This window comes from Kitasatospora sp. SC0581 (assembly GCF_048159585.1).
Taxonomy (GTDB): domain Bacteria; phylum Actinomycetota; class Actinomycetes; order Streptomycetales; family Streptomycetaceae; genus Kitasatospora.
In genome coordinates this window covers 160,658-185,309 of record NZ_JBLRWA010000002.1, presented here as the reverse complement: position 1 = coordinate 185,309, position 24,652 = coordinate 160,658, and the positions used below count along the sequence as shown (strand labels likewise).

Genomic DNA, 24,652 nt, shown 5'->3' with positions numbered 1-24,652 from the left:
GCGGCCGGAGCGGACACCGGCCCGGAGCGAGGAGGAGTCACCGTGACGGACGGGCTGTGGACGCTGGCGGAGGGCGTGGAGGCCGCGGTGCGCGAGGTCGGTGCGGGGCTGGTGGCACGCCGGTCCGCCGAGCCGGTCACGGCGCGGACCGTCGAGGAGGCGGCGGCCCGCTTCGCCGAGCTGGACGGCCCGGCGGCCGCCGCCCTGCGGGAGCGGCTGACGGCGCTGCGCCCCCGGGCCGGCTGGGTGTCCGAGGAACTGGACGGCCCGGTGCCCGCCGAGGGCGAGTGGTGGCTGTGCGACGCAACCGACGGCGCGGTGCAGTACCTGCTCGGGCAGCCGCACTGGGCGGTGACCGCCACGCTGGTGCGGGACGGCTCGGCGGTGCTGGCCGTGGTGCACGCCCCGGAGCAGGACGGCCGCACCTACCGGGCGGTGCTCGGCGGCGGGGCCGAGCTGGACGGGCGGCCGATCGCGCCCCTGGAACGGGAGTTGGCCGTCACCGTCGCCGCCACCAGCCAGCCGCCCCGGGTGGCCGCCGACCCGGTGGCGCTGCGCCGGGCCGGCGAGTCGCTGTCCGCGATGGCGGGCGCGGTCCTGGCGGTGCGCAACCTCGGCCCGACCGCGCTCCAGGTGGCCCAGGTCGGCTCCGGGCACCTGGCGCTGTTCTGGGAGTACGGCCTGGACGCGGGCAACCTGCTGCCCGGCGCCCTGATCGCGCGCGAGGCGGGCGCCACGGTGACGGACGCCGCCGGGGCGGCCTGGACGGCCGGCTCCGACGGCTTCCTCGCCGCCGCGCCCGGGCTGCACGCCCGGGCGCTGGAGGTGCTGCGGACGGTGCGGTGATCAGCCCCTCGGCTCGGGCCCCGCTTCGGGCCCCGCTTCGGGTCGCGGTTCCGGTCGCGGTTCCGGTCGCGGTTCGGGTCCCGGTCCGAGTCCCGGTCCGAGTCCCGGTCCGAGTCCGAAGAGGGCGGCCGCGTTGTCGTGGCAGACCGCCCGCAGCCACTCCTCCCCCAGCCCCAGCCCGGCCAGCGCCTCCAGCTGGTGGACGTACCGGTAGGGGATGTTGGGGAAGTCGCTGCCGAGCAGGACGCGCTCCCGCAGCCCGCGCAGGCGCGGCAGTTCCGCGCGCGGGAACGGGACGTCGGCCTCGGCGAAGTCGGTGAACGCGATGGTGGTGTCCAGCCGGACGGCCGGGTGGCGCTCGGCCAGGTCGAGGAAGTCGCGGTACTCGGGCATCCCGAGGTGGGCGACCACCAGGACCAGGCCGGGGTGCCGCTCCAGCACCGCGCCGATCGGGCCGGGGCCGGTGAACTCGCCCGGCACCGGCCCGGACCCGCAGTGGGTGACCACCGGGGTGCCGGTCTCGGCGAGCAGCCCCCAGACCCCGTCCAGCAGCGGGTCCGCCGGGTCGTAGCCGCCGACCTGGAGGTGCGCCTTGAACACCCGGGCGCCGTCCTCGATCGCCCGGGCCACGTAGCCGGGCGCCCCGGGCTCGGGGAAGAAGGTCGCGGTGTGCAGGCACTCCGGGGTGCGGGCGGCGAAGTCGGCGGCCCAGCCGTTCAGCCAGCCGGCCATGCCGGGCTTGTGCGGGTAGAGCATGGACGTGAACGCCCGGACGCCGAAGTCCCGCAGCCGCCGGACCCGTTGCTCCTCGGCCTCGCGGTAGGTGATCGGCCACGGGCGGTTCACCAGCGGGCCAGCCGCGTCGAAGTACGCCCACACCTTGTCGAGGACGTTCTTCGGCATGAAGTGGGTGTGCACGTCGATCAGCCCCGGCAGGCCGAGGCCCTGCCAGAACGCCCGGACGCCCTCCGCCTCCCCGACGCCGTCCGCCTCCCCGACGCCGTCCGCCTCCCGGTCGCTCACGCGATCACCGGGCGGGCGCGGTCGATGATCGCCCCGGTGTCGACGCCGGACGGCAGGGTGCCGAAGGCCGCGCCGTGGTCGCCGCCGAGCCGGCTCGCGCAGAACGCGTCGGCGACCGCCGGGCTGCCGTACCGGACCAGCAGCGAGCCCTGGAGGGCCAGCGCCATCGACTCGACCAGCCGACGGGTGCGGTACTCCAGCTCCCCCGGGTCGGTCAGCTCCTTGCGCAGCGCGGCGACGGCCGCGTCCAGCCGGCGGTCCGCGCCGGCGGCGGCGTCGAGTTCGCCGAGGAAGGCCTCGACGGTCTCCGGGCGCTTGGCCATGGCGCGCAGCGCGTCCAGGGCGGCGACGTTGCCGGAGCCCTCCCAGATCGACACCAGCGGCGCCTCCCGGTAGAGCCGGGGCATCCCGGACTCCTCCACGTAGCCGTTGCCGCCCAGGCACTCCAGCGCCTCGGCGGCGTGCGCCGGACCGCGCTTGCACACCCAGTACTTGGCCACCGCGAGGCCCAACCGCCGGACCAGCGCGTCGGTTTCGTCGCCGGCCAGGGCGCGGTCCGTGGCCCGGGCGAGCCGCATCGCGACGATCGTGGCCGCCTCGGACTCCACCACCAGGTCGGCGAGCACGTTGCGCATCAGCGGCTGGTCGACCAGCGCCTTGCCGAACGCCCGCCGGTGCAGGGCGTGGTGCACCGCCCGGGTGGCGCCGTAGCGCATGCCGGAGGCCGCGCCGACGGTGCAGTCCAGCCGGGTCATGTTGACCATCTCGATGATGGTCGGGACGCCCCGGCCCTCCTCGCCGACCAGCCAGCCGACCGCGCCGTCGTACTCCAACTCGGCGGAGGCGTTGGACTTGTTGCCGAGCTTGTCCTTGAGCCGCATCAGCTGCAGGCGGTTGCGGCCGCCGTCCGGCAGGACGCGCGGCAGCACGAAGCAGCTGAGGCCGCCCGGGGCCTGGGCGAGGGTCAGGAAGAGGTCGGACATCGGCGCCGAGGTGAACCACTTGTGGCCGGTGAGCCGGTAGGTGCCGTCGGCCTGCGGGATGGCGGTGGTGGTGTTGGTGCGGACGTCCGAGCCGCCCTGCTTCTCGGTCATCGACATGCCGGCGATCAGCCCGCGCTTGGTACGCGGCTCGCGCAGCCCGTAGTCGTACTCCCGGGCGGCCAGCAGCGGCTCCAACTCGGCGGCCAGGGCCGGGTTGGCGCGCAGGGCCGGGACGGCGGCGTAGGTCATCGAGATCGGGCAGGTGTGGCCGGCCTCGACCTGGCCCCAGACGAAGAACCGGGCGGCGCGGGCGGAGTGGGCGCCGGGGCGCTCGTCGCGCCAGGGGGCGGCGTGCAGGCCGTACCCGACGGCGGTGCGCATCAGCTCGTGCCAGGCCGGGTGGAACTCGACCTCGTCGATCCGGTGGCCGAAGCGGTCGTGGGTGCGCAGCACCGGCGGGTTCTCGTTGGCCAGCCGGGCCCACTCGGCGGCCTGCTCGGAGCCGGCCAGCCGGCCCAGCTCGCGCAGCTCGGGCTCGGCCCAGCCGGCGTCGGCCCGCTGGAGGGCGGCGAGCAGGGTGGGGTCGGCGGCGGTGTCGTGTCCGTACGGCAGGGGCACCTGGTTGGTGACCTCATGCGTCGCTGTCATCGCGTCCTCCCAGGGCACGCAGGGTGAAGGAGACCAGGGCGGGGACCACCGTGGTCTTGTCGCTCTGTTCGGGCTCGGCGTCTCCGGTCCCGGCCGCTCCGGGTGTGGCGGCTGCTCCGGACGCGGCTGTTCCGGGTGCGGCGGCGAGCGGGCCGGCCAGGGCCTCGCCGACCGCGCCGACCAGGGCGGCGGCGGTCAGCACCGGGTCCTGCTCGGGCAGTTCGCCGCTCGCCACGGCGGCGGCGATCTCGGTGGCGATCACGTCCCGGAACGCCCGCCGGAACACCAGGCGCTCCTCGTCCACGACCGCGTCGGCCGGCTCGACCAGCAGCGCGTACGCCAGCCGGGGCGCGCGCAGGGCGCGGGCGGCGAAGGTCTCGACCACGGCGGCGATCCGCCGCCTCGGGGTGTCCTGGCGGGCGACGGCGGCGTTGACCGCGTCGATCTCGTGCGTGACCACCCGGCGGAACAGCTGCACCGACAGCTCGGCCTTGCCGCTGAAGTGCTGGTAGAGGCTGCCGGTGGCGATCCCGGCGCGGTCCGCCACGGCGGCCATCGTGCAGCCGCCGTAGCCGCGCTCGGCGAGCAGGCCGACCGCCGACTGGAGCACCGCTTCGCGCTGGGCGTCCAGGCGGGCTTGTACGGCGGGCGTGCGTCGGTAGGCCATGCAAGCATTGAAGCACTGATTCACTGCTTCGGGGAGGGGCTGGGGCGGCCCGACCTTCCCGCCGGCGGGGTGCGGGGGACGCGCGGGCGCGGGGGGCGCGGGACGACGCGAGGAGGCCGCCCCGGGTGCCGGGACGGCCTCCTCCTCGTGCGTGGTGGTGCGGCTTGCCGCGCGCGAGCGCTACAGCGGGCGGCGCTCCTGCTCCAGCCGCTGGCCCTCGACGTCCAGCGGGCCGAAATCCGAGCCCGGCTGCGGCGTCTTGGCGAGCGAGCGGGCGGCGTTCGCGTCGCCCAGACCGGCCCACTCCAGCACCTTGGCGGTGGCCTCCGCCGACTGCGCGGCGGGCAGCTGCTCGATCTTCGAGCCGTGGTTGCCGCCGGGCACGGTGTAGACGTAGCTGTCCTCGCTGCCCCGGCCGAGGTGGAACGGCTTGGCACCCCACGGGTCGTTGCCGCCGTAGACGTACATGATCCGCTCACCCTCGCGCTTCACCCAGCGGTCGATGTCGGGCATCGCGTTCGGGTTGAAGACGGTCGGGATCTCCTTCGGCACGTAGCTGCGGACCGAGTAGAGCTCCTTGTAGTCGTAGTGCAGCACGTCCTTCAGGTGCGAGACGTCGAAGAACGGCGCACCCAGCTCGGTCGCGGCCTGGTAGTAGTACGCGGTGTACTTCGCCAGCGACTGGTCGCTGTTGCCGGTGATGCCGGACTGCGAGTCGAACCAGGCGTACAGCTCGTCGTCGGTCGCGGTCGCGGCGACCGGGACCTTGGCGCAGTCGGCCTCCAGGCTGTACTGCCAGAAGCCCCAGACCACGTCCAGCACGCCGGCCTCGTACGCGCGGTCCGGGGAGCCGAGGGTGTTGAAGGTGGAGCCGGACGCCTTGTTGTCGGCGACGTAGCGGGGCACCAGGCGGTCACGGCGCACCAGCAGCTCGCGCTGGGCGGCGTTCAGCCTCGCCCGGCACTCGGGGGTGCCGACGGTCCGGAAGAAGTCGCTGTACGCCTGGTAGTCGTTGACGTTCGTGTTGTTCGGCGCGACGTAGGCGATCGTGCCGGCCACGTCGTCAGGGTAGAAGCGGCGGAAGTAGGTGGAGGACATGCCGCCCTTGCTGGCGCCGGTGGACAGCCACTCCTCCTGATAGATCCGCTTGAGCGCGGTCACCAGCCGGTGCGAGTCCGCGGCGCCCTGGCGGATGCCGGCCTTCGACCAGTCCGCCGGCTCCGGGCGGGAGGGGGTGAAGAACCGGTACTCGATGGACACCTGGTTGCCGTCCACCAGCCGGGTCGGCTCGGTGCGGGACGGGTTGGTGCCCAGCGTGTAGCCGTTGGTGTAGAAGACGGTCGGGCGGTCGTAGCCGCGGTGCAGCAGGCTGAAGCGCTGCTGGAAGGTGCCCAGCCAGGGCCGGAAGTGGTCGATCGGCTGGGTGTACGTGGCGACGAAGTAGCGGTGACCGGTGGTGGTCGGCTTCTCCTCGGTGATCGTCACGCCGGGGATCGCCGCCAGGCGGTCCTTGATGTCGGCGGTCGGGTCGTCGGCGGGGCTCCGGCCGTGGCGGGACCCCTTGCCCTGGTCACCCTGCGCCCCCTGGGCACCCTGCGCGCCCTGGCCGTCGGCGGCGGACGCCGGGCTCGCCAGGCCGCCGAGCGCGAGCAGCGGTATCAGCAGGGCGGAAGCCAGCAGCCTTCTCACGGTGGTGGTCATCAACTCTCCATCTGTTCAGCTGACATGATCGCCGCCCGCCGGTACGGCCGCGCGGCGCGGGTGGAGCGGATGGTGCGGGTGGAGCGCGGTGGAACTGGTGGGGCGGGGTGGAGCGGTGGCCGACTGGTGGACGGCCGGGTGGAGCGGGGTGGAGCGGTGGCCGACCGACGGACGGCCGAATGGGCCACCCGCCGTTCGCGGATGGCCCATCGGGGGAAAAGTGCTGGTCAGCGCGGTTGCCCTGGTGGCTTACGGGCGGGGCAGGGTGCAGCCGGCGAGGGTGAGGTCGAAGCGGTTGCCGGCGGCGAAGCAGGCCGGGATCCCGTAGGTCTCCTGGGCGTAGCCGATGCCCGGACGGACCGTCACCGCGCCGTTCTGGTCCACCTCACAGGGGTTGTCCAGGGTGCAGGTCTCGCCGCTCTCGTTGATCGTGTTGTTGACGGCGACCACCTGGCCGGTCGAGGCGTCGACCACCGGCGAGCCGGAGGTGCCGCCGATCACGTTGCAGGTGGAGGTGTAGCGGACCGAGTCCTTGAAGGTCCAGTCGGCTTCCTTCAGCCGGTAGGCGAAGCCGTCCACCGAGCAGGAGTAGATCTTCTTCCAGTAGCCGGAGACGACCTTGATCGAGGTGCCCTGGACCGGGTGGGTGGCGGCGATCGTCAACGGGGCTATGCCGTACCGGGACTGGATCGAGGCGTAGGTGGTGTTCAGCTGGTAGATCGACACGTCGGTGTCGGTCATCGCGCCGTAGACGATCTTGTTCGCGCGCAGCGTGGCGACACCGCTGCCGCTCCCGTTGAGCAGGGTGAAGGTCCGGCTGGAGGACCGGTTGAGGACCACCTCGCCCGGACCGGGCATGCCGGTCTCCAGGCAGTGGCCGTTGGAGAGTATGAGGGCCGGGTCGTTCGCGGTCGAGCCGGGCATCCGCACCAGCGAACCGGAGCAGTTGCTGAGGGCGACCGTCCCGGCGAAGTTGACGGCGGTGACGGGCTTGGCGGCGGACTTGTCGGCGGACTTGTCGGCGGAGGCTGCGGCCTGGGCCGGAGCGGCTCCGCCGAGGGCGGTGGCCCCGGCGACCAGGAACGCGGCGACCGTGCCTATGAGCGGCTTGAGCGGCTTCTTCATGAGAGACCTCTCGGTGTGGGGGGATCCACTGGTGGGGGTGCACCAAAGCTGTCGCGGACATGACCCACTGTCAAGAGTCAAAGCAACACCAAGAACCGCCCAAGCCGCAATGACCGGTTATCGTCGCCACCCGGCCAACGCCCGGACGGTCAACCCGCCTGCCAGTGCTCCCGACCGAGACTGATCAGGCGCAGTTGGAGGCGCGCGGTGGCGGCGATCCGCCGCTCCCGGGCCGGGTCCGTCTCCAGCGCCTCCAGGAAGGCGGCGGCCGTGGAGACCATGTGGTCGACGTACAGCTCGGCGAGCATCCGCAGGTCCTGCTCGCTCCACCCCCGCGACTGCGGCTGCAGCGCCAGGGCGGCTCCCACCTCGGCGGCGAAGCGGCCGAGTTCGACGTCGATCGCCTCGCGCACCCGCCGCACCCCGCCGTGCCGCTCGCGCGCCAGGAAGCGGACGTGCGCCCGGTGTTCGCGGACGTGCCTCTCGATCACGTCCACCGCGCGGTCGATCAGCTCCTCGGCGTCGCCGGCCTCGGCGAGCACCGAACGGATCATGACGTGCAGGCTGGCCAGCGACTCCTCGACCAGCGCCACCCCGAGGGCGGCGAGGTCCGGGAAGTGCCGGTAGAAGGCGGCCGGGGAGAGCCCCGCCTCGCGGGTGACCTCGCGGACGCCCAGGCTCGCCAGGTTCTGATCGGCCAACAGGTGCAGCCCGGCATCCAGCAGGGCCCGCCGACTCTGCTGCTTCTGGGCCTGCCTGGCCCCAACGGTGTGACTCACGCCATTCAGTAAACATTCGTTTGCCGAACTTGGCCAGCCGAGCGTAGAGTGGGGCCGAAGTCAGTGAACACTTGTCAACCGAAATCGGCGCAGTCCCAGCCGCAGCCGAAGGAGTCAGCCGTGATCCTGCTCTCCGCCCTGGTCGCCATGGGCATCCTGATCGGCACCGCCGCCCACACCTCGCTCCCGGTCTTCCTCGCCGCTTCCGCCGGCATCACCGCCTGGCTGCTCGCCTTCGGCGCCCGCGAGGGCATCGCCCGCCTCCGGCACCGCTGACCCGGCCGCTCCGCGGACCGCACCCGCGGCCACTCTTCAGAGAGGACCCGCACCACCATGAGCACCGTCACCGACCGTGTCACCACCGGCCGCCTCGCCATCGGCCGCCAGAACATTGACCGCCCGGAGCGCCAGGCCCAGCAGACTGCTCGTCAGGCGACCGGCCGTCAGGGCACCGCCGAGGCCGACGGCCTCGCTGTCGCCTCCTTCCTCCTCGGCCTGCCCGGCCTGCTGCTGTTCAACATCGTCCTCGGGCCGATCGCCATCACCCTGGCCACCCTGGCCCTGGTCCGCGGCACCAACCGGCGCGGCCGCGCCGTCCTCGGCCTGACCCTCGGCATCGCCTCGCTGGCGATCCTCGCCGTCACCACCGCCACCTCCCACGGGGTGCTCATCGACATCAGCTCCTGAACCGGCCCGACCCCAACTCCCCTTCCACTCCCACTTCCTGATTCCGCCTCCTGTCCTCAGCCCGCCTTCCGCTCGGCTCCCGATCCACCGTCCCGGCCCTGACCCGCCGGTGAACCACCGGTGAATCGCCGGGCTGACCTCGGCTCCTGAACCGACGGTTCGAACGACTGATCCCGTCAACCCGCCCCACTCCCCCCGCCCGCCACGTAGGGTGGGCCCCATTGGCCGGGCGACCTCAGGGGGCAGGAGTGACTACGGAGAACCGCAGCGAGGCACAGCCGGAACGGACCACCCCGACGGGTGGACGGCTGCTCGCCGTGAGCGATCTGCACATCTCCTACCAGGAGAACCGCGACCTGGTGGAGAAGCTCCAGCCCTCCCACCCCGGGGACTGGCTGCTCGTCGCCGGTGACGTCGCCGAGATCACCACCAGCATCGAGTGGGCCCTCGGCCTGCTCGCCGAACGCTTCGCCCGCGTGGTGTGGGTGCCCGGCAACCACGAGCTGTGGACCCACCCCGAGGACCCGGTCCAGCTGCGCGGAGTGGCCCGCTACGAGCACCTGGTGGAACGCTGCCGCCGGCTCGGCGTGGTGACCCCCGAGGACCCGTACCCGGTCTGGGAGGGCCCCGGCGGACCCGTCCGCATCGCCCCGCTCTTCCTCCTCTACGACTACACCTTCCGCGCGCCGGGCACGACCACCAAGGAGGCCTCCCTGGCGGCCGCCTACGAGAGCGGCATCGTCTGCGCGGACGAGCGGATGCTCTACCCGGACCCGTTCCCGGACCGCGACTCCTGGTGCCGCGAGCGCGTCCGGCTGACCGAGAAGCGACTGGCGGCCTGCGACCCGGACATCCCGCTCGTCCTGGTCAACCACTACCCGCTGGTCCGTCAGCCCACCGAGATCCTCTGGTACCCCGAGTTCGCCCAGTGGTGCGGGACCGAGCTGACCGCCGACTGGCACACCCGGTTCAACACCGCGGCGATGATCTACGGCCACCTCCACATCCCGCGCCGGACCACCTACGACGGCGTCCCCTTCACGGAGGTCTCGCTCGGCTACCCGCGCGAGTGGCGCAAGCGCGGACTGCCGGACCCGCTGCTGCGGGAGGTCTTCCCGCAGCAGGCGGGCTGAGCCTCCGGCCCACCGTCACGCGGCCGGATTGCCGGCCCCCGGTGCCGCCGACACCGTGGACCTCCACGGCGTCGGCGACCCGGTCGTCGGCCACCCGGGCGGCGGCGCCCCGTACGACGCCCGGGGCGGTCACTTGGCGCCACCTCCTCCGGGGTCGCCCCGCGGCGGTTCGCTGAGCACGGCCCGCTTGGCGCGGTACTCCTCGGCGTCGATGTCGCCCTCGGCGTAGCGGCGGCCCAGGACGGCCAGCGGATGCTCCGCGACGGCCCCGGCTCCCGATCCGGGCCCGAACCCGGCCCTGGCGCCGTACCCGCAGCCGTGCCGCCGCCAGACCGTGCGGCGCAGGACCGCGATCACCAGGACCACCACGGCGATCCAGACCAGGGGGATCAGCAGGATCCACGGGCCCGGGCCGTGCCAGTCGGCCAGCTGGGTGTACATGGTGGTTCAACTCCTCGGCGGTGGGCTTCCAGCGCCTCGGGCGGTCCCCGAGACACCTGAAGCGTCCCGCCGAAGAGCCTCATCGCGCGTCCTACCAGCAGCGGCAGTTGGGATACTCCCGGGAGAGTACGAACCACCCGCGACGCTCCGGCCCGGGAGCAGGCCTCAGCCCAGCCAGCCCGGCCGCACCAGCCCCGACTCGTAGGCCAGCACCACCAGTTGCGCCCGGTCCCGCACCCCGATCTTCACCATCGCCCGGCTGACGTGCGTCTTCGCCGTCAGCGGGCTGACCACCAGCCGCCGGGCGATCTCCTCGTTGGACAGCCCCATCCCGACCAGTGCCAGCACCTCGCGCTCCCGCTCGGTCAGCATCGAGATGTCCGGGAGCCCCTGCGGCACGGTCTCGGGCCGCTTCGACCGGGCGGCGAACTCGCCGATCAGCCGCCGGGTGACCCCCGGCGAGAGCAGCGCGTCCCCCGCGACGGCGACCCGGACCGCCCGCAGCAGGTCGGCCGGCTCGGTGTCCTTGACCAGGAAGCCCGCCGCCCCGGAGCGCAGCGCCTCGAAGACGTACTCGTCCAGCTCGAAGGTGGTCAGCACGACCACCCGCACGGAGGACAGCGCCGGGTCCTCGGCGATCCTCCTGGTCGCCTCCAGCCCGTCCATCCGCGGCATCCGGATGTCCATCAGCACGACGTCCGGCACGAGTTCGCGGGCGAGCCCGACCGCGGCCTCGCCGTCGTCCGCCTCGCCGACCACCGTGAGGTCGTCCTGGAGGTCCAGCAGGGCCCGGAAGCCCGCCCTGACCAGCAGTTGGTCATCCGCCAGCAGTACCCGAATCAATCGCTCTCCGCCTTCGGTGTCGGCAGCTCCGCCCGGACCCGGAAGCCGCCGTCGGGCAGCGGCCCCGCCGTGATGGTGCCACCGAACGCCGCCGCGCGTTCCCGCATCCCGACCAGCCCGCTGCCCGACCCGCCCGCGTCACCGGGCACCGCGGGCCCCGGGTCCTCCACCCGGACCACCAGCACGGCCCGGTCCGTCCAGTCCAGCACCACGACCGCCTGCCGGGCCGCCGAGTGCCGGACCACGTTGGTGAGCGCCTCCTGGACGATCCGGAAGGCGGTGAGGTCGACGGCGGCGGACAGCGCGCGCCGCTCGCCGCGCTCCTGCACCTCCGCCTCCAGGCCCACCCGGTCCGCCTGCTCGGTGAGTTCGTCCAGCCGGTCCAGCCCCGGGGCCGGCCCGCGCGGCGGCGCGCCGGGCCCGCGCAGCGTCGCGAGCACCTGGCGGACCTCGCCGAGCGCCTCCTTGCTGGTCGACTTGATGGTGACCAGCGCGCCGCGCGCCTCCTCCGGCCGCCGGTCGAGCAGCGCGAGCGCGACCCCGGCCTGGATGTTGATCAGCGACAGGCTGTGCGCCAGGATGTCGTGCAACTCCCGGGCCATCTTGAGCCGTTCCTCGTTGGCCCGGCGCTCCTCCAGCTGCTGCCGGTAGGCCCGGTGGGCGGCGATCCGCTCGCGCCGGAACCGGACCAGCTCGCCGCCCGCCATCACCAGCAGCAGCCAGGCCAGCAGCCCGAGCTCCTGCGGCCAGACGCTGCCGGACGGCGGGGCGGCGCGCTGCCAGCTCGCCGGCAGCACGAAGGCGCCCAGCAGGTGCACCAGGTAGACCCCGGCCGCGCCCGTCCAGGCCGCCCGGCGGTGCCCGGAGCAGATCGCCGCACAGCAGGCGATCAGCCAGCTCACGAAGACCGGCCCGTACGGGTACCCGGCGGCCAGGTACCCGGCGGTGACCACCGAGGTGCCGGCCGCCACCGCGACCGGCCGGCGGCCGCGCAGCACCAGCAGGGCAGGCCCGAGCAGCAGCAGGAGGTAGCCGAGGGCGTCCAGCGGGACCCGCCCGTGCTGGCCGTGCGCGGCGACGGTCGAGCCGACCACCTGGATCGCCGCGACCGCCACCGCCGGCCCCAGCGCGTGGCCCACCGCGGCCGCGCGCGCCCACGGCGGGCGCGGCGGCTCGGGCGGCTCCCCCGGCGGCTGCTCCGCCACGGGCGGCTCGGTCGGCGGGGAGGTGGGCGGCATCATGCCCACAAGCTAGACCCGCGCCGCGCCCGTACGCGTCCTCCAGCAGTGGCGTTCGGGCGTACTCCCCCTGGAGTACGCCCGAACCATGCCCGCCTCGACCGGATCAGCCCTCGGCGGCAGCGGCGGCAGCGGCCTTCGCCTCCGCCTCCTCGAAGGTGGCCGAGGCCTCCGGCCGCGCCAGCGTGACCACCAGCTCCCCGTCGCTGACCTCCGCGATCAGGGTGTCCCCCTCCCGCACCGAACCGTCCAGCAGCAGGTTGGAGATCCGGTTGTCCAGCTCCGACTGGATCGTCCGGCGCAGCGGCCGGGCCCCGAACTCCGGCTGGTAGCCCCGGTTGACCAGGTACTCCTTGGCCGCCTCGGTGACCTCCAGCCGGACGTCCTGGGCCCGCAGCCGCCGCCGGCTGCGCTCCAGCAGCAGGTCCACCACCGACAGCAGGTCCTTCCGGGTGAGCGCGTGGAAGACGATCACCTCGTCGATCCGGTTGAGGAACTCCGGCCGGAAGTGCTGCCGCAGGTCCCGCATCAGGTCCTCACGGATCTCGTCCACGTTGCCCGCGTGGTCGAGGATCCGCTGCGAGCCGATGTTGCTGGTCATGATCACCACGGTGTTGCGGAAGTCGACCGTACGCCCCTGGGAGTCGGTCAGCCGCCCGTCGTCCAGCACCTGGAGCAGCAGGTTGAAGACGTCCGGGTGGGCCTTCTCCACCTCGTCGAAGAGCAGCACGCTGTACGGCTTGCGGCGCACCGCCTCGGTCAGCTGCCCGGCCTCCTCGTAGCCGACGTACCCGGGCGGGGAGCCGACCAGCCGGGAGACGGTGTGCTTCTCCTGGAACTCGCTCATGTCGAAGCGGATCATCCGGTCCGGGTCGCCGAACAGCAGTGCCGCCAGCGCCTTCGCCAGCTCGGTCTTGCCGACGCCGGTCGGCCCGAGGAAGAGGAAGGAGCCGGTCGGGCGCTCCGGGTCGCCCATCCCGGCCCGGCCGCGGCGCACCGCCTGGGAGACGGCGGTGACCGCCTCGTCCTGGCCGATCACCTTCTGGTGCAGGTGGTCCTCCAGCTTAAGCAGCCGCTCCTTCTCCGTCGCGTTCAGCTCCGCGACCGGGATGCCGGTCCGGGAGGAGAGCACCTGCGCGATGTCGTCGGCCGTCACGTCGACGACCTCCTCGCGGGACTCGGCGACCGCCGCCAGCTCGTCCTCGGTCTGCCGCAGCTCGGTCTTCAGGTTGGCGGCCCGGACGAACTCCTCGTCCGCGACGGCCTCGTCCAGCTCCCGCTTCAGCTTGGTGATCCGGTCCCGCACCCCGGTCGCCTCGGTGGAGCCGCTCAGGCTGCGCAGCCGGACCCGCGCACCCGCCTGGTCCAGCAGGTCGATCGCCTTGTCGGGCAGGAAGCGGTCGCTGACGTACCGGTCGGAGAGCGTCGCCGCGGCGTCCAGCGCCTCGTCGGTGAACCGCACCTGGTGGTGCGCCTCGTACGCGTCGCGCAGCCCCTGGAGGATCTCGATCGTCTCCTCGACGCTCGGCTCGGGCACCAGCACCGGCTGGAAGCGGCGCTCCAGCGCGGCGTCCTTCTCCACGTGCTTGCGGTACTCGTCCAGGGTGGTCGCGCCGACCACGCTCAACTCACCGCGCGCGAGCGCCGGTTTGAGGATGTTGCCGGCGTCCATCGACCCCTCGCCGCCACCGCCCGCGCCGACCACGGTGTGCAGCTCGTCCAGGAACAGGATCACGCTCTTCTCGGCCGCGGTGACCTCGTCGATCACGTTCTTCAGCCGCTCCTCGAACTCGCCCCGGTACTTGGAACCGGCCACCAGCGCGGTCAGGTCGAGGGTGACCACCCGCTTCTCCCTGAGGCTCTGCGGCACGTCCCCGGAGACGATCCGCTGGGCCAGGCCCTCGACGATCGCGGTCTTGCCGACGCCCGGCTCACCGATCAGCACCGGGTTGTTCTTGGTCCGCCGGGAGAGGATCTCGACGGTCTGCTCGATCTCCTCGGCCCGGCCCACCACCGGGTCCAGCCGGCCCGAGCGCGCCTCCTCGGTGAGGTCGCGCCCGTACTCGTCCAGCGTCGGCGTCTCGCTCGGGTGGGCGCCCGTACTGCTGCGCTCGCCGCCGGTGCCGCGGCCCTCCAGCACCGACTTCAGCGCCTCCTGCGAGGGCGCCGCGTTGCGCAGCGCCACCCCGGCGCCCGAGCGCTCCTGGTCGAGCAGCGCGCCGAGGATGTGCTCCGGGCCGATGTACGAGGCCCCGGCCTCCTGCGAGCGGGCGTGCGCGACGAGCAGCGCGCGCTTGGCCGAGGGGGTGAGCGCCGGCCGGCCGTCCACCGTGTCGGGGTTGCCGGACGGCAGGGCGTGCTCCAGGTCGCCGGAGAGCCGGTCCGGGTCGATCCCGGCCCGTTCCAGCATCCGGCGCGAGGGGTCCACCCGGGTGGCCGCCCAGGCCAGGTGCGCGGTGTCGAGGTCGCTGGAGCCGTCCTCGGCCGCCCGCTGCGCGGCCAGCGCGAGCAGCTCCTGCGAGGACTCGCTGAGCAGCCGCCCGATCGGCACCCGCTGTACGGCGGGCGGGGAGGCCAGCGGGCTCATCCCGAAGAACCGGCTGAGCAGGTCGGAGAACGGATCGTTCGATCCGAACGGGGGCATGGTCACGGCAAGTCACCTCTCCCAAGCGGTTTGCAGCCACACAAACACAGGCCGGACCGGCCCGCCCGTCGAGCCGACCGGGGCCGTCACCCGGCGTGCCCGGGCCCCGCCGCCACGGTCCGCCCGTCCGCCCTTACGGCCGGGGGCGCGGTCACCCGGTGACCTGGTCCAGCAGCACGCCACCGCTGTACGTCACCGCCATCGCCAGCAACCCGCCCACGACGTTGCGCAGGACCGCCCGGGCCGGACCGGCACCCCCCAGCCGGGCGCTCGCCCAGCCCGACAGGGTCAGCGCGGCCACCACCGCCACCACCGTCACCACCAGCCGCCACGACTCCGGCGGCAGCAGCACCGCCAGCAGCGGCACCAGCGCGCCCAGCGTGAACGCCGCCGCGCTGGCCAGTGCCGCCTCCCAGGGGTTGGTCAACACGTCGGGGTCGATGCCGAGTTCGGTCTGCGCGTGGGCGGCCAGCGCGTCCCGCTCGGTCAGCGCCGTCGCCACCTCCCGGGCCAGGCCGTCCGCCAGCCCGCTGCCCCGGTAGTAGTCGGTCAGCTCGTCGAGCTCCCCCTCCGGGTCCTCCGCGAGCTCCCGCCGCTCCCGCGCCAACGCGGCCCGCTCGGTGTCCCGTTGAGTGCTGACCGAGACGTACTCGCCGGCCGCCATCGACATCGCCCCGGCCAGCAGCCCGGCCACCCCGGCCGCGAGCAGCGCCGTCCGGGAGCCCGCCGCACCCGCCACGCCGGTCAGGATGCCCGCCGTCGACACCACGCCGTCGTTGGCCCCCAGCACGGCCGCGCGCAGCCAGTTCAGGCGCGAGGACAGCTCCGCCCGCGACCCCCCGGCCTGCGCTCCGACCTGCTCCCCGACCTGCTCAGCCATCTGCCCACCGCTCCCAGGGGTCCGACCGGTCCCCCCGATCCTCGCCCGGCGCCCCCGGCCCCGCCACCCGCCACCGAGCACGGCCCGCCGGCCCGAGCTCCCTCAGCCCGTGCACCGCCCGCCGACCCGAACCCCCTCAGCCCAGCACCGCCCGCCGACCCGAGCCCCCTCAGCCCAGCACCCCGTCAGCCCAACACCCCCCGCCCGTCCAGCACCGCCGCGAGCGCCCGCCGCAGGTCCTCCGGCCCCCGGTAGCGCACCCCGGTCATGCCCAGCGCCACCGCCGCGTCCACGTTCTCCTGGCGGTCGTCGACGAACAGGCACCGCTCCGGTGCCGCCCCGGCCTGCTCGGCGGCGATCTCGTAGATCCGCCGGTCCGGCTTGGCACTGCCCACCCGGGAGCTGTTCACCACCTCGTCCGCCAGGTCCGTCAGCCCCAGCAGCGCCAGGTCCTCGTCCAGCCACGCCGTCGCGTTGGTCACCAGCACCACCCGGCAGTGCTCCCGGGCCCGCCGCAGCAGCCCCACCACCGCCGCGTCCGCCCGGAACGGCGAGTCCGCGAATGCCTGCGCCAGGGCGCGCGCCTGTGCGTCCGTCACCCGGCCGGCCAGCCCCCGCGCGATCGAGTCCACCCACTGCGCCTTCCCGATCCGCCCGAGCAGCAGCGGGAGGTCGTTCTCCGGCGCGAACCCGACCTCCGCCGTGCTCCCCTCCGCCAGTCCCGCCGCCCGCTCCAGCGCGGCCACCCGGCTCCCGTCGAAGAACCGGATCACGCCGTCCACATCGCACAGCACCGCGTCGAACGCCACCTCAGCCACCTCAGCCATCCCACCTCCCTATCACCCGGGATCGCCGGCCCCCGGAGCGGGTGCGGCACGAGGACCGGGCGGCGGTCCTGGTCCGTTACCGGCCAGAAGGGGCGGAATCGGCCCGTCGGGCGGACCCGGGGGCCAAAACGGCACATTCCCGGCTGGCGTTCGAATAACAACCTCAGCGTTCGATTGCAATGTTCGAAATGTGACAAGCCACCCTGCCGCTCTGGCCAGCAACAACACCGGATGTCACACACCGGAGTCATCCGGCGACGGGCCGCAATCGAACGCCGATAAAAAACGAAGATTCACCCGTTGGAGTGACCCAGCTGGACATGCACCGTTCCGGAAAGGGAAAGTCTCGATGTCCTCAACAAGGGCCATTGGGGGGCTCCTATGGTGGAATCTCGCTCGAATCAGAAGACGATCGAGCAAAAAAGCGGAGTCGGATCACTGCTCGGCGCTCAGAAGCCGAGTCGCTCCGCAACTCCCGGGGTCGGAAAACCGTGCGACGGCGGAATGCCGGCGGACACGTTCGACCCCGAGCTGTTCCGGGAGAATTCCGAGACGGTACTGAACCGGCTCGAAAGCCATCTGGCCGATTCCTCGATCAGAGGGCTCGAACTCATCGACCCCGAAACGCTGACGCTGGCCGCCAGGGCCCTGATGACCTCCGAGCGCGAGAAGATCGCGGCCTTCGACGAGAAGCGGCTGGACGCGATCACCGACCTGTACATCAGGACGGGGATCCAGGTCCACTCGCCGGGGTACATGGGCCGGCAGTTCTCGGGCGTGGTGCCGCTGGGCGGGGTCGTCGACTTCGTCAGCTCGGTGGTCAACCAGCCGTCCTCGTTCTACGAGGCCGGCCAGCTGCCCAGCGTGGCGGAGCGCATCATGGCCGAGGAGCTGAACCGTTTCATCGGGTGGGAACCGGACTCCTTCGCCATGGTGACCACCTCGGGCGGGTCGCTGGCCAATCTGACCGCGCTGCTGGCGGCCAGGAACAAGATGTTCCCCGGCTTCTGGTCGGACGGCAGTCCGTCGGGGGACGGCCTGCCCCGCCCGGCCATCGCGGTCGGCGCGGACGTGCACTACAGCGTCTCGCGGGCGGCCGGGATCCTGGGGATCGGCGAGTCGCAGATCGTCCGCCTGCCGATCAACGCGGAGCAGCAGATCTGCCTGGAGCAGGTGCGGCCCGCCCTGGCGGCGGCCGAGCAGCGGGGGCTGAAGGTGTTCGCCCTGGTCGCCTCGGCCGGCACCACCTCGGTCGGCGCCTTCGACCCGCTCGACGGACTCGCCGACATCGCCCGGGAAGCCGGCATCTGGCTGCACGTGGACGGCGCCCACGGCGCCAGCCTGCTGGTCTCCGACCGGCTCCGGCACAAGCTGCGGGGCATCGAGAAGGTCGACTCGGTGGCCTGGGACGCGCACAAGATGATGTTCGTCCCGGCGCCCTGCACGCTGCTGTTCTACCGGAACAAGGAGGACAGCCTCGGGGCCTTCCAGCAGCGCGCCAGCTACGTCTTCGACGAGGAGCCGGACCGCTACACCGAGCTCGACAGCGGAGCCCGGAACTTCGAGTGCACCAAGCGGCCCATGATCATGCCGCTGTGGACCCTCTGGTCCGTCTACGGCCCGGCCCTGTTCGCCGAGAAGATCGAGTACCTCTGCGACCTGACCGGGGAAATCCACCGGATTCTCCTGGACGAGCCGGATTTCGAGACGCTGCACCGCCCGGAGGCCAACATCCTGTGCTTCCGCTACCGACCGGCAGAACTTCCGGACGACGGCGTGCACCGCCTCCAGGTGGCGATCAGGAACCGGATCAAAATCCGGGGGAATTTCTTCATCTCCAAGGTGAACATCGACGGGGTCGCCGCCCTGCGCGTGGTGATGATGAACCACCAGATCACCGCCGAACACTTCCGGATGCTGCTCGGCGAGATCAGGCGGGTCGGTACCGACCTCCTGACCGACGCCCGCTGAGGGCCGCCGAAGAACCGTGCCCGAACAATCCCTGCCGAACGAACGACGGCACCTGAACACGTGAACAACAGAAGGACGGGGAATTGACGATGAGTGCAGTGAGTGTCGCGCCCGACCGGCCGGCGGCACCCGGCGGCATCGACGAACTGGCGAGCTGGCTGATCCCCGAGTGGGAGCTGAATCCGGAGTCGGTCGACGCGGTGGAGAAGCTCCCCTCGTTCGCGAGCAAGCTCCGCGAGTGCGAGCGGGTCTGCCAGGCGCCGTACAGCGAGGTGTCGCACGAGCTCCAGGACGCCCTGGTGCTGCGCCGCCTGCAGCAGATGGTCAACACGGTGCGGCTCAACCCGCTCTGGCGCAGCCGCCTGTCGGGCGCCGGCGTCGACGCCGCCCCGCAGACGTACGAGGACTGGCAGCGGATCCCGCTGTCGGACAAGGAGACCCAGCGCGAGTTCTTCATGGGTTCGCGCCCGGGCATGGTGGTGCCGCTGGCGCGCGGCGGCTTCGAGATCGTGGCCAGCGGCGGCACCAGCGGCGGGAAGCCCCTGGAGTCGGTGTACTCGCTGCGGGAGCTGCGGGACACCTACGAGGTGGCCGGCCGCTTCATGGGCACCTACCAGCTCGCCAGGTACCTGCCCGGCACCGACCCCAAGTGGCTGTACACCACGCTGGCCGACTACCAGATGTGGAGCAGCGGCACCATGGTGGGCGGGGTGCTGGCCCAGGTGCCGGGGGTCAACTACATCGGCGCGGGGCCGGTCACCGCCCCGGTGCTGGAGCACATGTTCTCCTACCCCGGCCCGAAGGCGCTGATGGGGATCACCGCGGGCATCGCGATCCTCAGCGAGCTCGGCGCGGGCATGAGCCAGGAGGCCAAGGAGAGCTTCCGGGTGGCGCTGTACGGGAGCGGGGTGCTGCCGCAGCGCAAGCGGGCGGAGCTCAAGGCGATGTACCCGAACCTGTCGATCCTCAGCTACTTCGCCGCCACCCAGGCCGAGACCATCGGGCTGCAGCTGACGGAGGAGTCCCCCTGCCTGGCGGCCGTGCCCGGGCTGCACCTGGTGGAGATCGTCGACGAGAAGGGCCGCTGGGTCGCCGAGGGCGAGGAGGGCGAGCTGGTCGTCACCCGGCTGCACGGGCACGAGGCCCCGCTGCTGCGGCTGAAGCTGGGCGACCGGATGATCCGCCGCCCGCGGCTGGACGGGCCCGGGCTGAAGACCGGCCAGTTCGAGTTCGCCGGCCGCACCGGGGACATCCTGCACCTGAACGACAGCCAGTACTCGGCCCCGCGCGCGTACGAGGCGGTGCGGGACGACCTGCTCAAGGCCACCGCGATGGACCTGGACGTGGTGGCCCACGAGATCCAGTTCGTGAACCACCGCGAGGGCAAGACGATCACGCTGCTGGCCTCGGTCGACGACGTCGCCGGTCTGACGTACCGGATGGACGCCGCGCTCGGCCCGTACGGGGTCCAGCACGTCTTCGTCAACGCGCTGCCCCGCTCGCTCTCGCTGTTCAACCAGGGCGAGGCGAACCCCGCCTCGATCGAGAAGACCGGTTACCGGTTCCTGGTCAAGTTCGTACCCCGGGCGTCCACGGAGATCGAGCGGACGTCGGTCGGCAAGGTGCCGCTGGTGCGCGACCGGGGCTGACCGGGACTGACCAAGCCGGCGGGGCGGTACGACCGCCGCTCCGGAACGTTGGTTCGAGGAATGGAGTGAGGATGAAACCGCAAGTGAACATCGCCGTCGTGGTGGACGTGATCGGCGCGCTCTCGGACAAGTCGCTGCTCAACGGCAACCTCTGCCTGATCGACGACGGGTCGTTCGACAGCAAGAACCAGGGGACGCCCGACCTGGTCACCGTGGTGGTCCCCGGCCAGGTGGTCCAGTGGTCCGCCCTGGCGGTGGACCTGCAGACGCCCGTCGAGATCCGGAGCATCAGCTTCGTGCCGGCGGACGGGGCCGCGGGCGCGGCCGCGTACGGCGTCGACCCCGCCGCTCCGGCCGGCTCCGCGGTCGAGGGCGTGGACGCCGGTGCGGCGGACGGCGCGGACGGCGCCGCGCCCGCCGACCACCGGGTGTCGGCCGGCCAGCTGGACCTCAACGTCTGGTCCGGCGTGGTCCCGCCGTACCTGGTGCCCGGGGTGCCGTACCGGTACCGGCTGGAGCTCCAGATGTACGAGGGCGAGCACAGCGTGCTGCACATCGACTCGCCCGCACTGATGTGCCTGTAGGCGGAACACCGACAAGGAGGGTGGGCGCATGGCCCAACAACTGGCGATCATCGTGCTCGTGGACGTCGGCAACGCGCTGGAGTCCCGGACGCTGACCGGCAACACCTATCTGTTCGACAACATGAAGCTCCACGGCTCCCTGAACCAGGGCACCGGCGAGCTGGTCACCGCGATCAACGGCAGCTACTGGAGCGACGGCTCGCAGGCCGGCGAGCAGGTGCTCAACTGGCTCCCGTACAGCCTCGGTTCGATCCCCCCGACGGTGCCCCGCGGCTACCACACCACCCGGGCGCGGGCGGCCGAGAAGGAGGCGCTGGCGGAGCTCGCGAACCTGAGCGAGAAGGCCGGGGTCGCGAACGGCGACACCGAGGCCGCGCTCACCCGGATCCGGCAGACCGTCGGCACCAGGGTCAACGGCGCCTCGCGCACCGCGGCCCTCTCCGGGCAGCGGGTCCTGGACGTCACCGGCCGGGTCGTCTCCGACCACGGCCAGGACACCCACAGCTACCCGGCGCCGGTGATCACCGACATCTTCGGCGAGGCGGTGGACGAGAAGATCATCTACCCGGCCGAGTACGGCTCCCCGGACCTGGTCACCGACGGCTGGTACTGGTCGGCGACGATCGACACCTCCCGGCCCGGCACGTACAGCTACAAGATGCGGATCCAGCTCCACGAGCTGATCCAGCGGGCGGGCGAGTGGACCTGGGAGCCGGTCAACCTCACCTGCGAGTCGAAGCTCCGGATCACCGCGGAGCCCAAGCGGAACGGCTTCACCGGGGCGGGCGTGGGCTACCTGCCGATCGCCCCGGCCGCCTTCGGCTGAACCGCTGTCCCAGGAAGTCCCCGTAAGGACGAGGAGGAGTAGATGACCACCAAGCCACGGCTGAAGACCACGCCGAAGCGCCCGATCTCGATCACCGCGGTGGTGGACTGCGTGGGCATGCTGGCGTCCCAGAGCACCCACGGCCACCTGTACCTGTACGACACCAACAAGGCCGGCGGGTCCGCCGACTTCGGCACCGAGGAGCTGCGGACCAAGGTCAAGGCCGGCGACCAGCTGCTCTGGAACGTGCTGGCGCTCGAGTGCGAGGCCTACGTGGCCATCGACGGGATCGAGATCGACCACGAGGTGTGCGAGCCGGTCCGGAAGGTGTACCCGGGCACCGACGTCGCCTACTGGACCGGGACGGTGAAGAAGGACGCCGCGTCCCCCGTGCCGTACCGGATCCGGTTCCGGCTGGGCACCCAGGCCGAGCCGATCACCACCACCGTGTCGCCCGTCCTGGTCGGCCGGGCCACCTGACCGCTCCGCGCAACGGACGGCTCCGGGCGGGTGGACCGCCCGGAGCGGCGCGCTCGAAGGAGGAACCTTGACAACCACGGCAAGCAGCGCCACCGAGGGGAAGCAGAACCCCGGGCAGCTGAACTCGGTCCAGCTCAACGTCGTCACGCTCGTGAACATGGAGCGGGCCACGGCCAACCGCTCGCTGGGCGACGCGATGTACATGATGGACAACAGCGTCGGCGGGTCCGGCCAGGGCACCCGGCAGCTGGAGACGGTCTGCAAGCAGGGCCAGGTGATCAACTGGATCATCCGCCCGCTCGACATGGAGCGGCGGCTGGACGGCACCTGGCCGCCCATGCCCAAGATCAACAACATCGTGGTCCTCGACACCGAACTGGGTGACGAGGAGGACGTGGCCGAGCGGAAGCTCTTCACCGAGCTCAAGATCTACGGCATGCCCGACCGCATGCGCTCCCCTCTGACCCCGGTCTACTACTACTGGGCCGGCACCGTGCTCAGCACCGCCAAGCCCGGCCTGTACCGCTACCGGCTGGTCGTCGAGCTGGAGCAGGAGGGCACCAAGGAGAAGCTCTACCTCAACACGGTCGACCACCCCGCCCTGCGGGTCCTCGAGGTCTGACCCGGCCCCGGCGCCGACACCACGAGAGCCCGGTGCCCCCGACCATCCCGGTCGGGGGCACCGGGCTCCCTGCTGTGGGCGCGGACGGTTTCGAACCGCCGACATCTGCTTTGTAAGAGCAGCGCTCTACCACTGAGCTACGCGCCCCCTGCCGTGGCCCGACCGGGCGCACGACGAGAGCCTAGGGTACCTGGTCCCGGGAGGTGGTGGGGGACGGGCGCCCGGTGAGGGGCGGGGCCGTGCGGCGGGCGGGGTGGGAGGGGGTGCCGGGCCGGCGGGGGGATCGGGGAGAATGGGGGCCGGATCAGCGGGTCGGAGCAGGGAGCGCGCAGTGACGGTGGCCGGCGGGAGCGGGCGGGGGCGGCGTCGGGCGGGAGCGGCACTGGCCGACGCGTTGGTGGTGCCGGTGGCGCTGGCGGGTGCGCTGGCCGCGGTCGGGCTGGCCTCCGCCGGAACCGGCGGCTGGTGGGGCCGGCGGGGCGGCGGCGAGGGCGGACGGGCGCAGGCCCGGGAGGCCCGGGCGGCGGCCCAGGAGGCGTTCTACGAGCTGGAGGAGACCCAGCGCGAGGTGCAGCTCGCGGTGGAGACCGTCCGAGCGGCCGAGGAGGGCCCGACGGCGCAGCGCGCGCTGGCCGACCTGGCGGCGATCTCCGGCCGGGTCGAGCAGGTCACCGTGAACTACCTCGCCGCGCTCGACGCCCACAACCTGGACAGCGAGACCCTGGACGCCGGCACGGCCGCGCAGGCCAGACGCCGGCTGGAGGACGTGAAGAGCCAGCTCGGCTCGGCCCGGGCGGAGCTGAACGACTTCCTGCGCCGCCTGCAGCCGACCGTCGAGCACGCCGAGCAGCAGCTGATGCGGGTCACCCCGGCGGTCGAGCAGGCCAAGCGCGCGCTGCTCGCGGCCACCACCGCGCTGGACGGGGCGCGCGGCGCCGGCCTGCGGGCGGACGACCTGGCGGCCCGGCTCGCCGAACTGGCGCCCGAGCTCGGCCGGCTGAACGAGGGCCCGGCCCGGCACGGGGTCGCGGACACCCTGCGGCGCGCGGAGGACGTGAAGCAGCGCGCCGAGGCGATCGCCGCCGACGCCGGACAACTGCCGGAGCGGGCGCGGGAGATCGACCGGCGGGTGGCGAGCCTGCGGACCCGCATCCAGGCGCTGGAGACCAAGGCCGAGACGGTCGAGCCCGCCCTGAGCGAGCTGCGCCGCCGGTTCAGCACCGCCTGCTGGCAGGACCTCCAGCGGGTGCCGGACCAGGTCGCGGAGGCCGGGCGGGCCGCCGAGCGCAAGCTCGCCGAGGCCGCCCGGGCCCGGGACGAGCAGCGCTGGGCCGACGCCACCGCCGCGATCGGGACGGTCCGCGCGCTGCTGGAGACCGCCGACGGCTCGGTGCTCGCGGCGAACGACCGGCTGCGGCAGCTGAACGAGGTGCAGCACGACCCCAACCGGGAGATCGAGCGCGCCCGCTTCGCCATCCGGGACGCGCAGCGGCTGGCGATGGCCGGGCGCAGCGCGCCGGACCCGCGGCACGCCGCCCCGCTGGACGAGGCGGTGGCCCGGCTGGACCGCGCCGTGGCCACGCTGGAGGCGGCCGGCCGGCACCCCGACTACTGGCACTTCCTGACCGAGCTCGCGGCGGTGCGGGACACGGCGGCACGGGTGATCGAGCTGATCCGCGGGGACCTCGGCGGCCACCGGTAGCACCGGGAGCGCCAGGGCATCGGTAGCACCGAAGCACCCGGAAGCCCTGGAAGCACCCGAAGCGGGCTGCCGGCAGGGGCCCCGCTCGGTACCCTGCCGGTATGCCTCGCTACGACTTCCGCTGCCGCTCCTGCGGCGCCACCTTCGAGCTCCGCCGCCCGATGGCCCAGGCCAACGACCCCGCCGTCTGCCCGCAGGGCCACCAGGACACCGTGAAGCTGCTGTCCACCGTCGCCGTCACGGGCGGCGCGGCCGCCGCCCCGCAGGCCCCCGCCGGGGGCGGGGGCGGTTGCTGCGGCGGCGGCTGCTGCGGCTGACCACCCGCTACCGGACCCGGATCCGAACCCGGACCC

Annotated in this window: 24 protein-coding genes and 1 tRNA gene; 12 read left to right on the top strand and 13 right to left on the bottom strand. The window is 72.9% G+C overall.

What is annotated here, in order from left to right; translation table 11 throughout:
• Positions 1-42: 42 nt before the first annotated feature.
• Complete coding sequence (locus ACLWS4_RS03950; RefSeq protein ID WP_416873363.1) at positions 43-846, top strand: inositol monophosphatase family protein; 804 nt, start codon at positions 43-45, stop codon at positions 844-846.
• Here ACLWS4_RS03950 and ACLWS4_RS03945 read toward each other — a convergent pair whose 3' ends face one another.
• From ACLWS4_RS03945 to ACLWS4_RS03920, 6 genes are all read right to left on the bottom strand, one after another.
• On the bottom strand, positions 847-1,869 hold the full coding sequence (locus ACLWS4_RS03945) for an amidohydrolase family protein (RefSeq protein ID WP_416873362.1): 1,023 nt from the start codon (positions 1,867-1,869) through the stop codon (positions 847-849).
• Positions 1,866-3,500 (bottom strand): acyl-CoA dehydrogenase family protein, encoded by a 1,635-nt coding sequence (locus tag ACLWS4_RS03940; protein ID WP_416873361.1) that lies wholly within the window; start codon positions 3,498-3,500, stop codon positions 1,866-1,868. Before ACLWS4_RS03940 ends, ACLWS4_RS03945 begins: the two co-directional genes overlap by 4 nt.
• Positions 3,484-4,167 (bottom strand): TetR/AcrR family transcriptional regulator, encoded by a 684-nt coding sequence (locus ACLWS4_RS03935; protein ID WP_117487542.1) that lies wholly within the window; start codon positions 4,165-4,167, stop codon positions 3,484-3,486. Before ACLWS4_RS03935 ends, ACLWS4_RS03940 begins: the two co-directional genes overlap by 17 nt.
• 180 nt (positions 4,168-4,347) lie before the next feature.
• Positions 4,348-5,868, bottom strand: a complete 1,521-nt coding sequence (locus ACLWS4_RS03930; protein WP_053112204.1) for a S28 family serine protease — start codon at positions 5,866-5,868, stop codon at positions 4,348-4,350.
• Positions 5,869-6,117: 249 nt separating this feature from the next.
• Positions 6,118-6,993: a S1 family peptidase gene (locus tag ACLWS4_RS03925; RefSeq protein ID WP_416873360.1), complete on the bottom strand. Its 876-nt coding sequence runs from the start codon at positions 6,991-6,993 to the stop codon at positions 6,118-6,120.
• A gap of 149 nt (positions 6,994-7,142) precedes the next feature.
• Positions 7,143-7,772: a TetR family transcriptional regulator gene (locus tag ACLWS4_RS03920; RefSeq protein ID WP_416873359.1), complete on the bottom strand. Its 630-nt coding sequence runs from the start codon at positions 7,770-7,772 to the stop codon at positions 7,143-7,145.
• 120 nt (positions 7,773-7,892) lie between these two features.
• Here ACLWS4_RS03920 and ACLWS4_RS03915 point away from each other — a divergent pair, with 120 nt between their 5' ends.
• The 3 genes from ACLWS4_RS03915 (at position 7,893) to ACLWS4_RS03905 (ending at position 9,592) form a co-directional block, all read left to right on the top strand.
• On the top strand, positions 7,893-8,048 hold the full coding sequence (locus ACLWS4_RS03915; RefSeq protein ID WP_158077657.1) for a hypothetical protein: 156 nt from the start codon (positions 7,893-7,895) through the stop codon (positions 8,046-8,048).
• A 57-nt stretch (positions 8,049-8,105) separates the two neighbouring features.
• The gene (locus ACLWS4_RS03910) at positions 8,106-8,459 is read left to right on the top strand and encodes a DUF4190 domain-containing protein (RefSeq protein WP_416873358.1); all 354 of its coding nucleotides are present in this window, start codon (positions 8,106-8,108) and stop codon (positions 8,457-8,459) included.
• 248 nt (positions 8,460-8,707) lie between these two features.
• The gene (locus ACLWS4_RS03905; protein ID WP_049654506.1) at positions 8,708-9,592 is read left to right on the top strand and encodes a metallophosphoesterase family protein; all 885 of its coding nucleotides are present in this window, start codon (positions 8,708-8,710) and stop codon (positions 9,590-9,592) included.
• Positions 9,593-9,721: 129 nt separating this feature from the next.
• On the opposite strand, the gene ACLWS4_RS03900 is transcribed toward ACLWS4_RS03905, so the two are convergent.
• The 6 genes from ACLWS4_RS03900 to ACLWS4_RS03875 all read right to left on the bottom strand — a co-directional run bounded on the left by ACLWS4_RS03900 (position 9,722) and on the right by ACLWS4_RS03875 (position 16,465).
• Positions 9,722-10,033, bottom strand: coding sequence for an SHOCT domain-containing protein (locus ACLWS4_RS03900; RefSeq protein WP_117487545.1), 312 nt, complete (start codon positions 10,031-10,033; stop codon positions 9,722-9,724).
• Between the two features lie 165 nt (positions 10,034-10,198).
• Positions 10,199-10,876, bottom strand: a complete 678-nt coding sequence (locus tag ACLWS4_RS03895) for a response regulator (RefSeq protein ID WP_416873357.1) — start codon at positions 10,874-10,876, stop codon at positions 10,199-10,201.
• The gene (locus ACLWS4_RS03890; RefSeq protein WP_416873356.1) at positions 10,873-12,117 is read right to left on the bottom strand and encodes a sensor histidine kinase; all 1,245 of its coding nucleotides are present in this window, start codon (positions 12,115-12,117) and stop codon (positions 10,873-10,875) included. Before ACLWS4_RS03890 ends, ACLWS4_RS03895 begins: the two co-directional genes overlap by 4 nt.
• A gap of 103 nt (positions 12,118-12,220) precedes the next feature.
• On the bottom strand, positions 12,221-14,758 hold the full coding sequence (locus tag ACLWS4_RS03885; RefSeq protein ID WP_416873549.1) for an ATP-dependent Clp protease ATP-binding subunit: 2,538 nt from the start codon (positions 14,756-14,758) through the stop codon (positions 12,221-12,223).
• A gap of 151 nt (positions 14,759-14,909) precedes the next feature.
• Positions 14,910-15,638 (bottom strand): VIT1/CCC1 transporter family protein, encoded by a 729-nt coding sequence (locus tag ACLWS4_RS03880; protein ID WP_074000789.1) that lies wholly within the window; start codon positions 15,636-15,638, stop codon positions 14,910-14,912.
• 185 nt (positions 15,639-15,823) lie between these two features.
• Complete coding sequence (locus ACLWS4_RS03875; protein WP_416873355.1) at positions 15,824-16,465, bottom strand: HAD family hydrolase; 642 nt, start codon at positions 16,463-16,465, stop codon at positions 15,824-15,826.
• A 504-nt stretch (positions 16,466-16,969) separates the two neighbouring features.
• Here ACLWS4_RS03875 and ACLWS4_RS03870 point away from each other — a divergent pair.
• From ACLWS4_RS03870 to ACLWS4_RS03845, 6 genes are all read left to right on the top strand, one after another.
• Entirely contained in the window at positions 16,970-18,436 is a 1,467-nt protein-coding gene (locus tag ACLWS4_RS03870; protein ID WP_416873354.1) for a pyridoxal phosphate-dependent decarboxylase family protein, read from the top strand.
• Positions 18,437-18,525: 89 nt separating this feature from the next.
• Positions 18,526-20,085: a hypothetical protein gene (locus ACLWS4_RS03865; RefSeq protein ID WP_416873353.1), complete on the top strand. Its 1,560-nt coding sequence runs from the start codon at positions 18,526-18,528 to the stop codon at positions 20,083-20,085.
• Between the two features lie 71 nt (positions 20,086-20,156).
• Positions 20,157-20,669 (top strand): hypothetical protein, encoded by a 513-nt coding sequence (locus ACLWS4_RS03860; RefSeq protein ID WP_416873352.1) that lies wholly within the window; start codon positions 20,157-20,159, stop codon positions 20,667-20,669.
• A gap of 28 nt (positions 20,670-20,697) precedes the next feature.
• Positions 20,698-21,495: a hypothetical protein gene (locus ACLWS4_RS03855; protein WP_074000784.1), complete on the top strand. Its 798-nt coding sequence runs from the start codon at positions 20,698-20,700 to the stop codon at positions 21,493-21,495.
• 42 nt (positions 21,496-21,537) lie between these two features.
• Positions 21,538-21,975, top strand: a complete 438-nt coding sequence (locus ACLWS4_RS03850; RefSeq protein WP_074000783.1) for a hypothetical protein — start codon at positions 21,538-21,540, stop codon at positions 21,973-21,975.
• A 67-nt stretch (positions 21,976-22,042) separates the two neighbouring features.
• Positions 22,043-22,597, top strand: coding sequence for a hypothetical protein (locus ACLWS4_RS03845; protein ID WP_049654908.1), 555 nt, complete (start codon positions 22,043-22,045; stop codon positions 22,595-22,597).
• A gap of 75 nt (positions 22,598-22,672) precedes the next feature.
• Here the strand turns inward: ACLWS4_RS03845 and ACLWS4_RS03840 are convergent.
• A tRNA-Val gene (locus ACLWS4_RS03840) sits at positions 22,673-22,744 on the bottom strand.
• Positions 22,745-22,889: 145 nt separating this feature from the next.
• Between ACLWS4_RS03840 and ACLWS4_RS03835 the strand changes: the two genes are divergently transcribed.
• The gene (locus ACLWS4_RS03835) at positions 22,890-24,299 is read left to right on the top strand and encodes a hypothetical protein (RefSeq protein WP_079271736.1); all 1,410 of its coding nucleotides are present in this window, start codon (positions 22,890-22,892) and stop codon (positions 24,297-24,299) included.
• Between the two features lie 101 nt (positions 24,300-24,400).
• Complete coding sequence (locus ACLWS4_RS03830) at positions 24,401-24,616, top strand: FmdB family zinc ribbon protein (protein WP_049659427.1); 216 nt, start codon at positions 24,401-24,403, stop codon at positions 24,614-24,616.
• Positions 24,617-24,652: the final 36 nt, after the last annotated feature.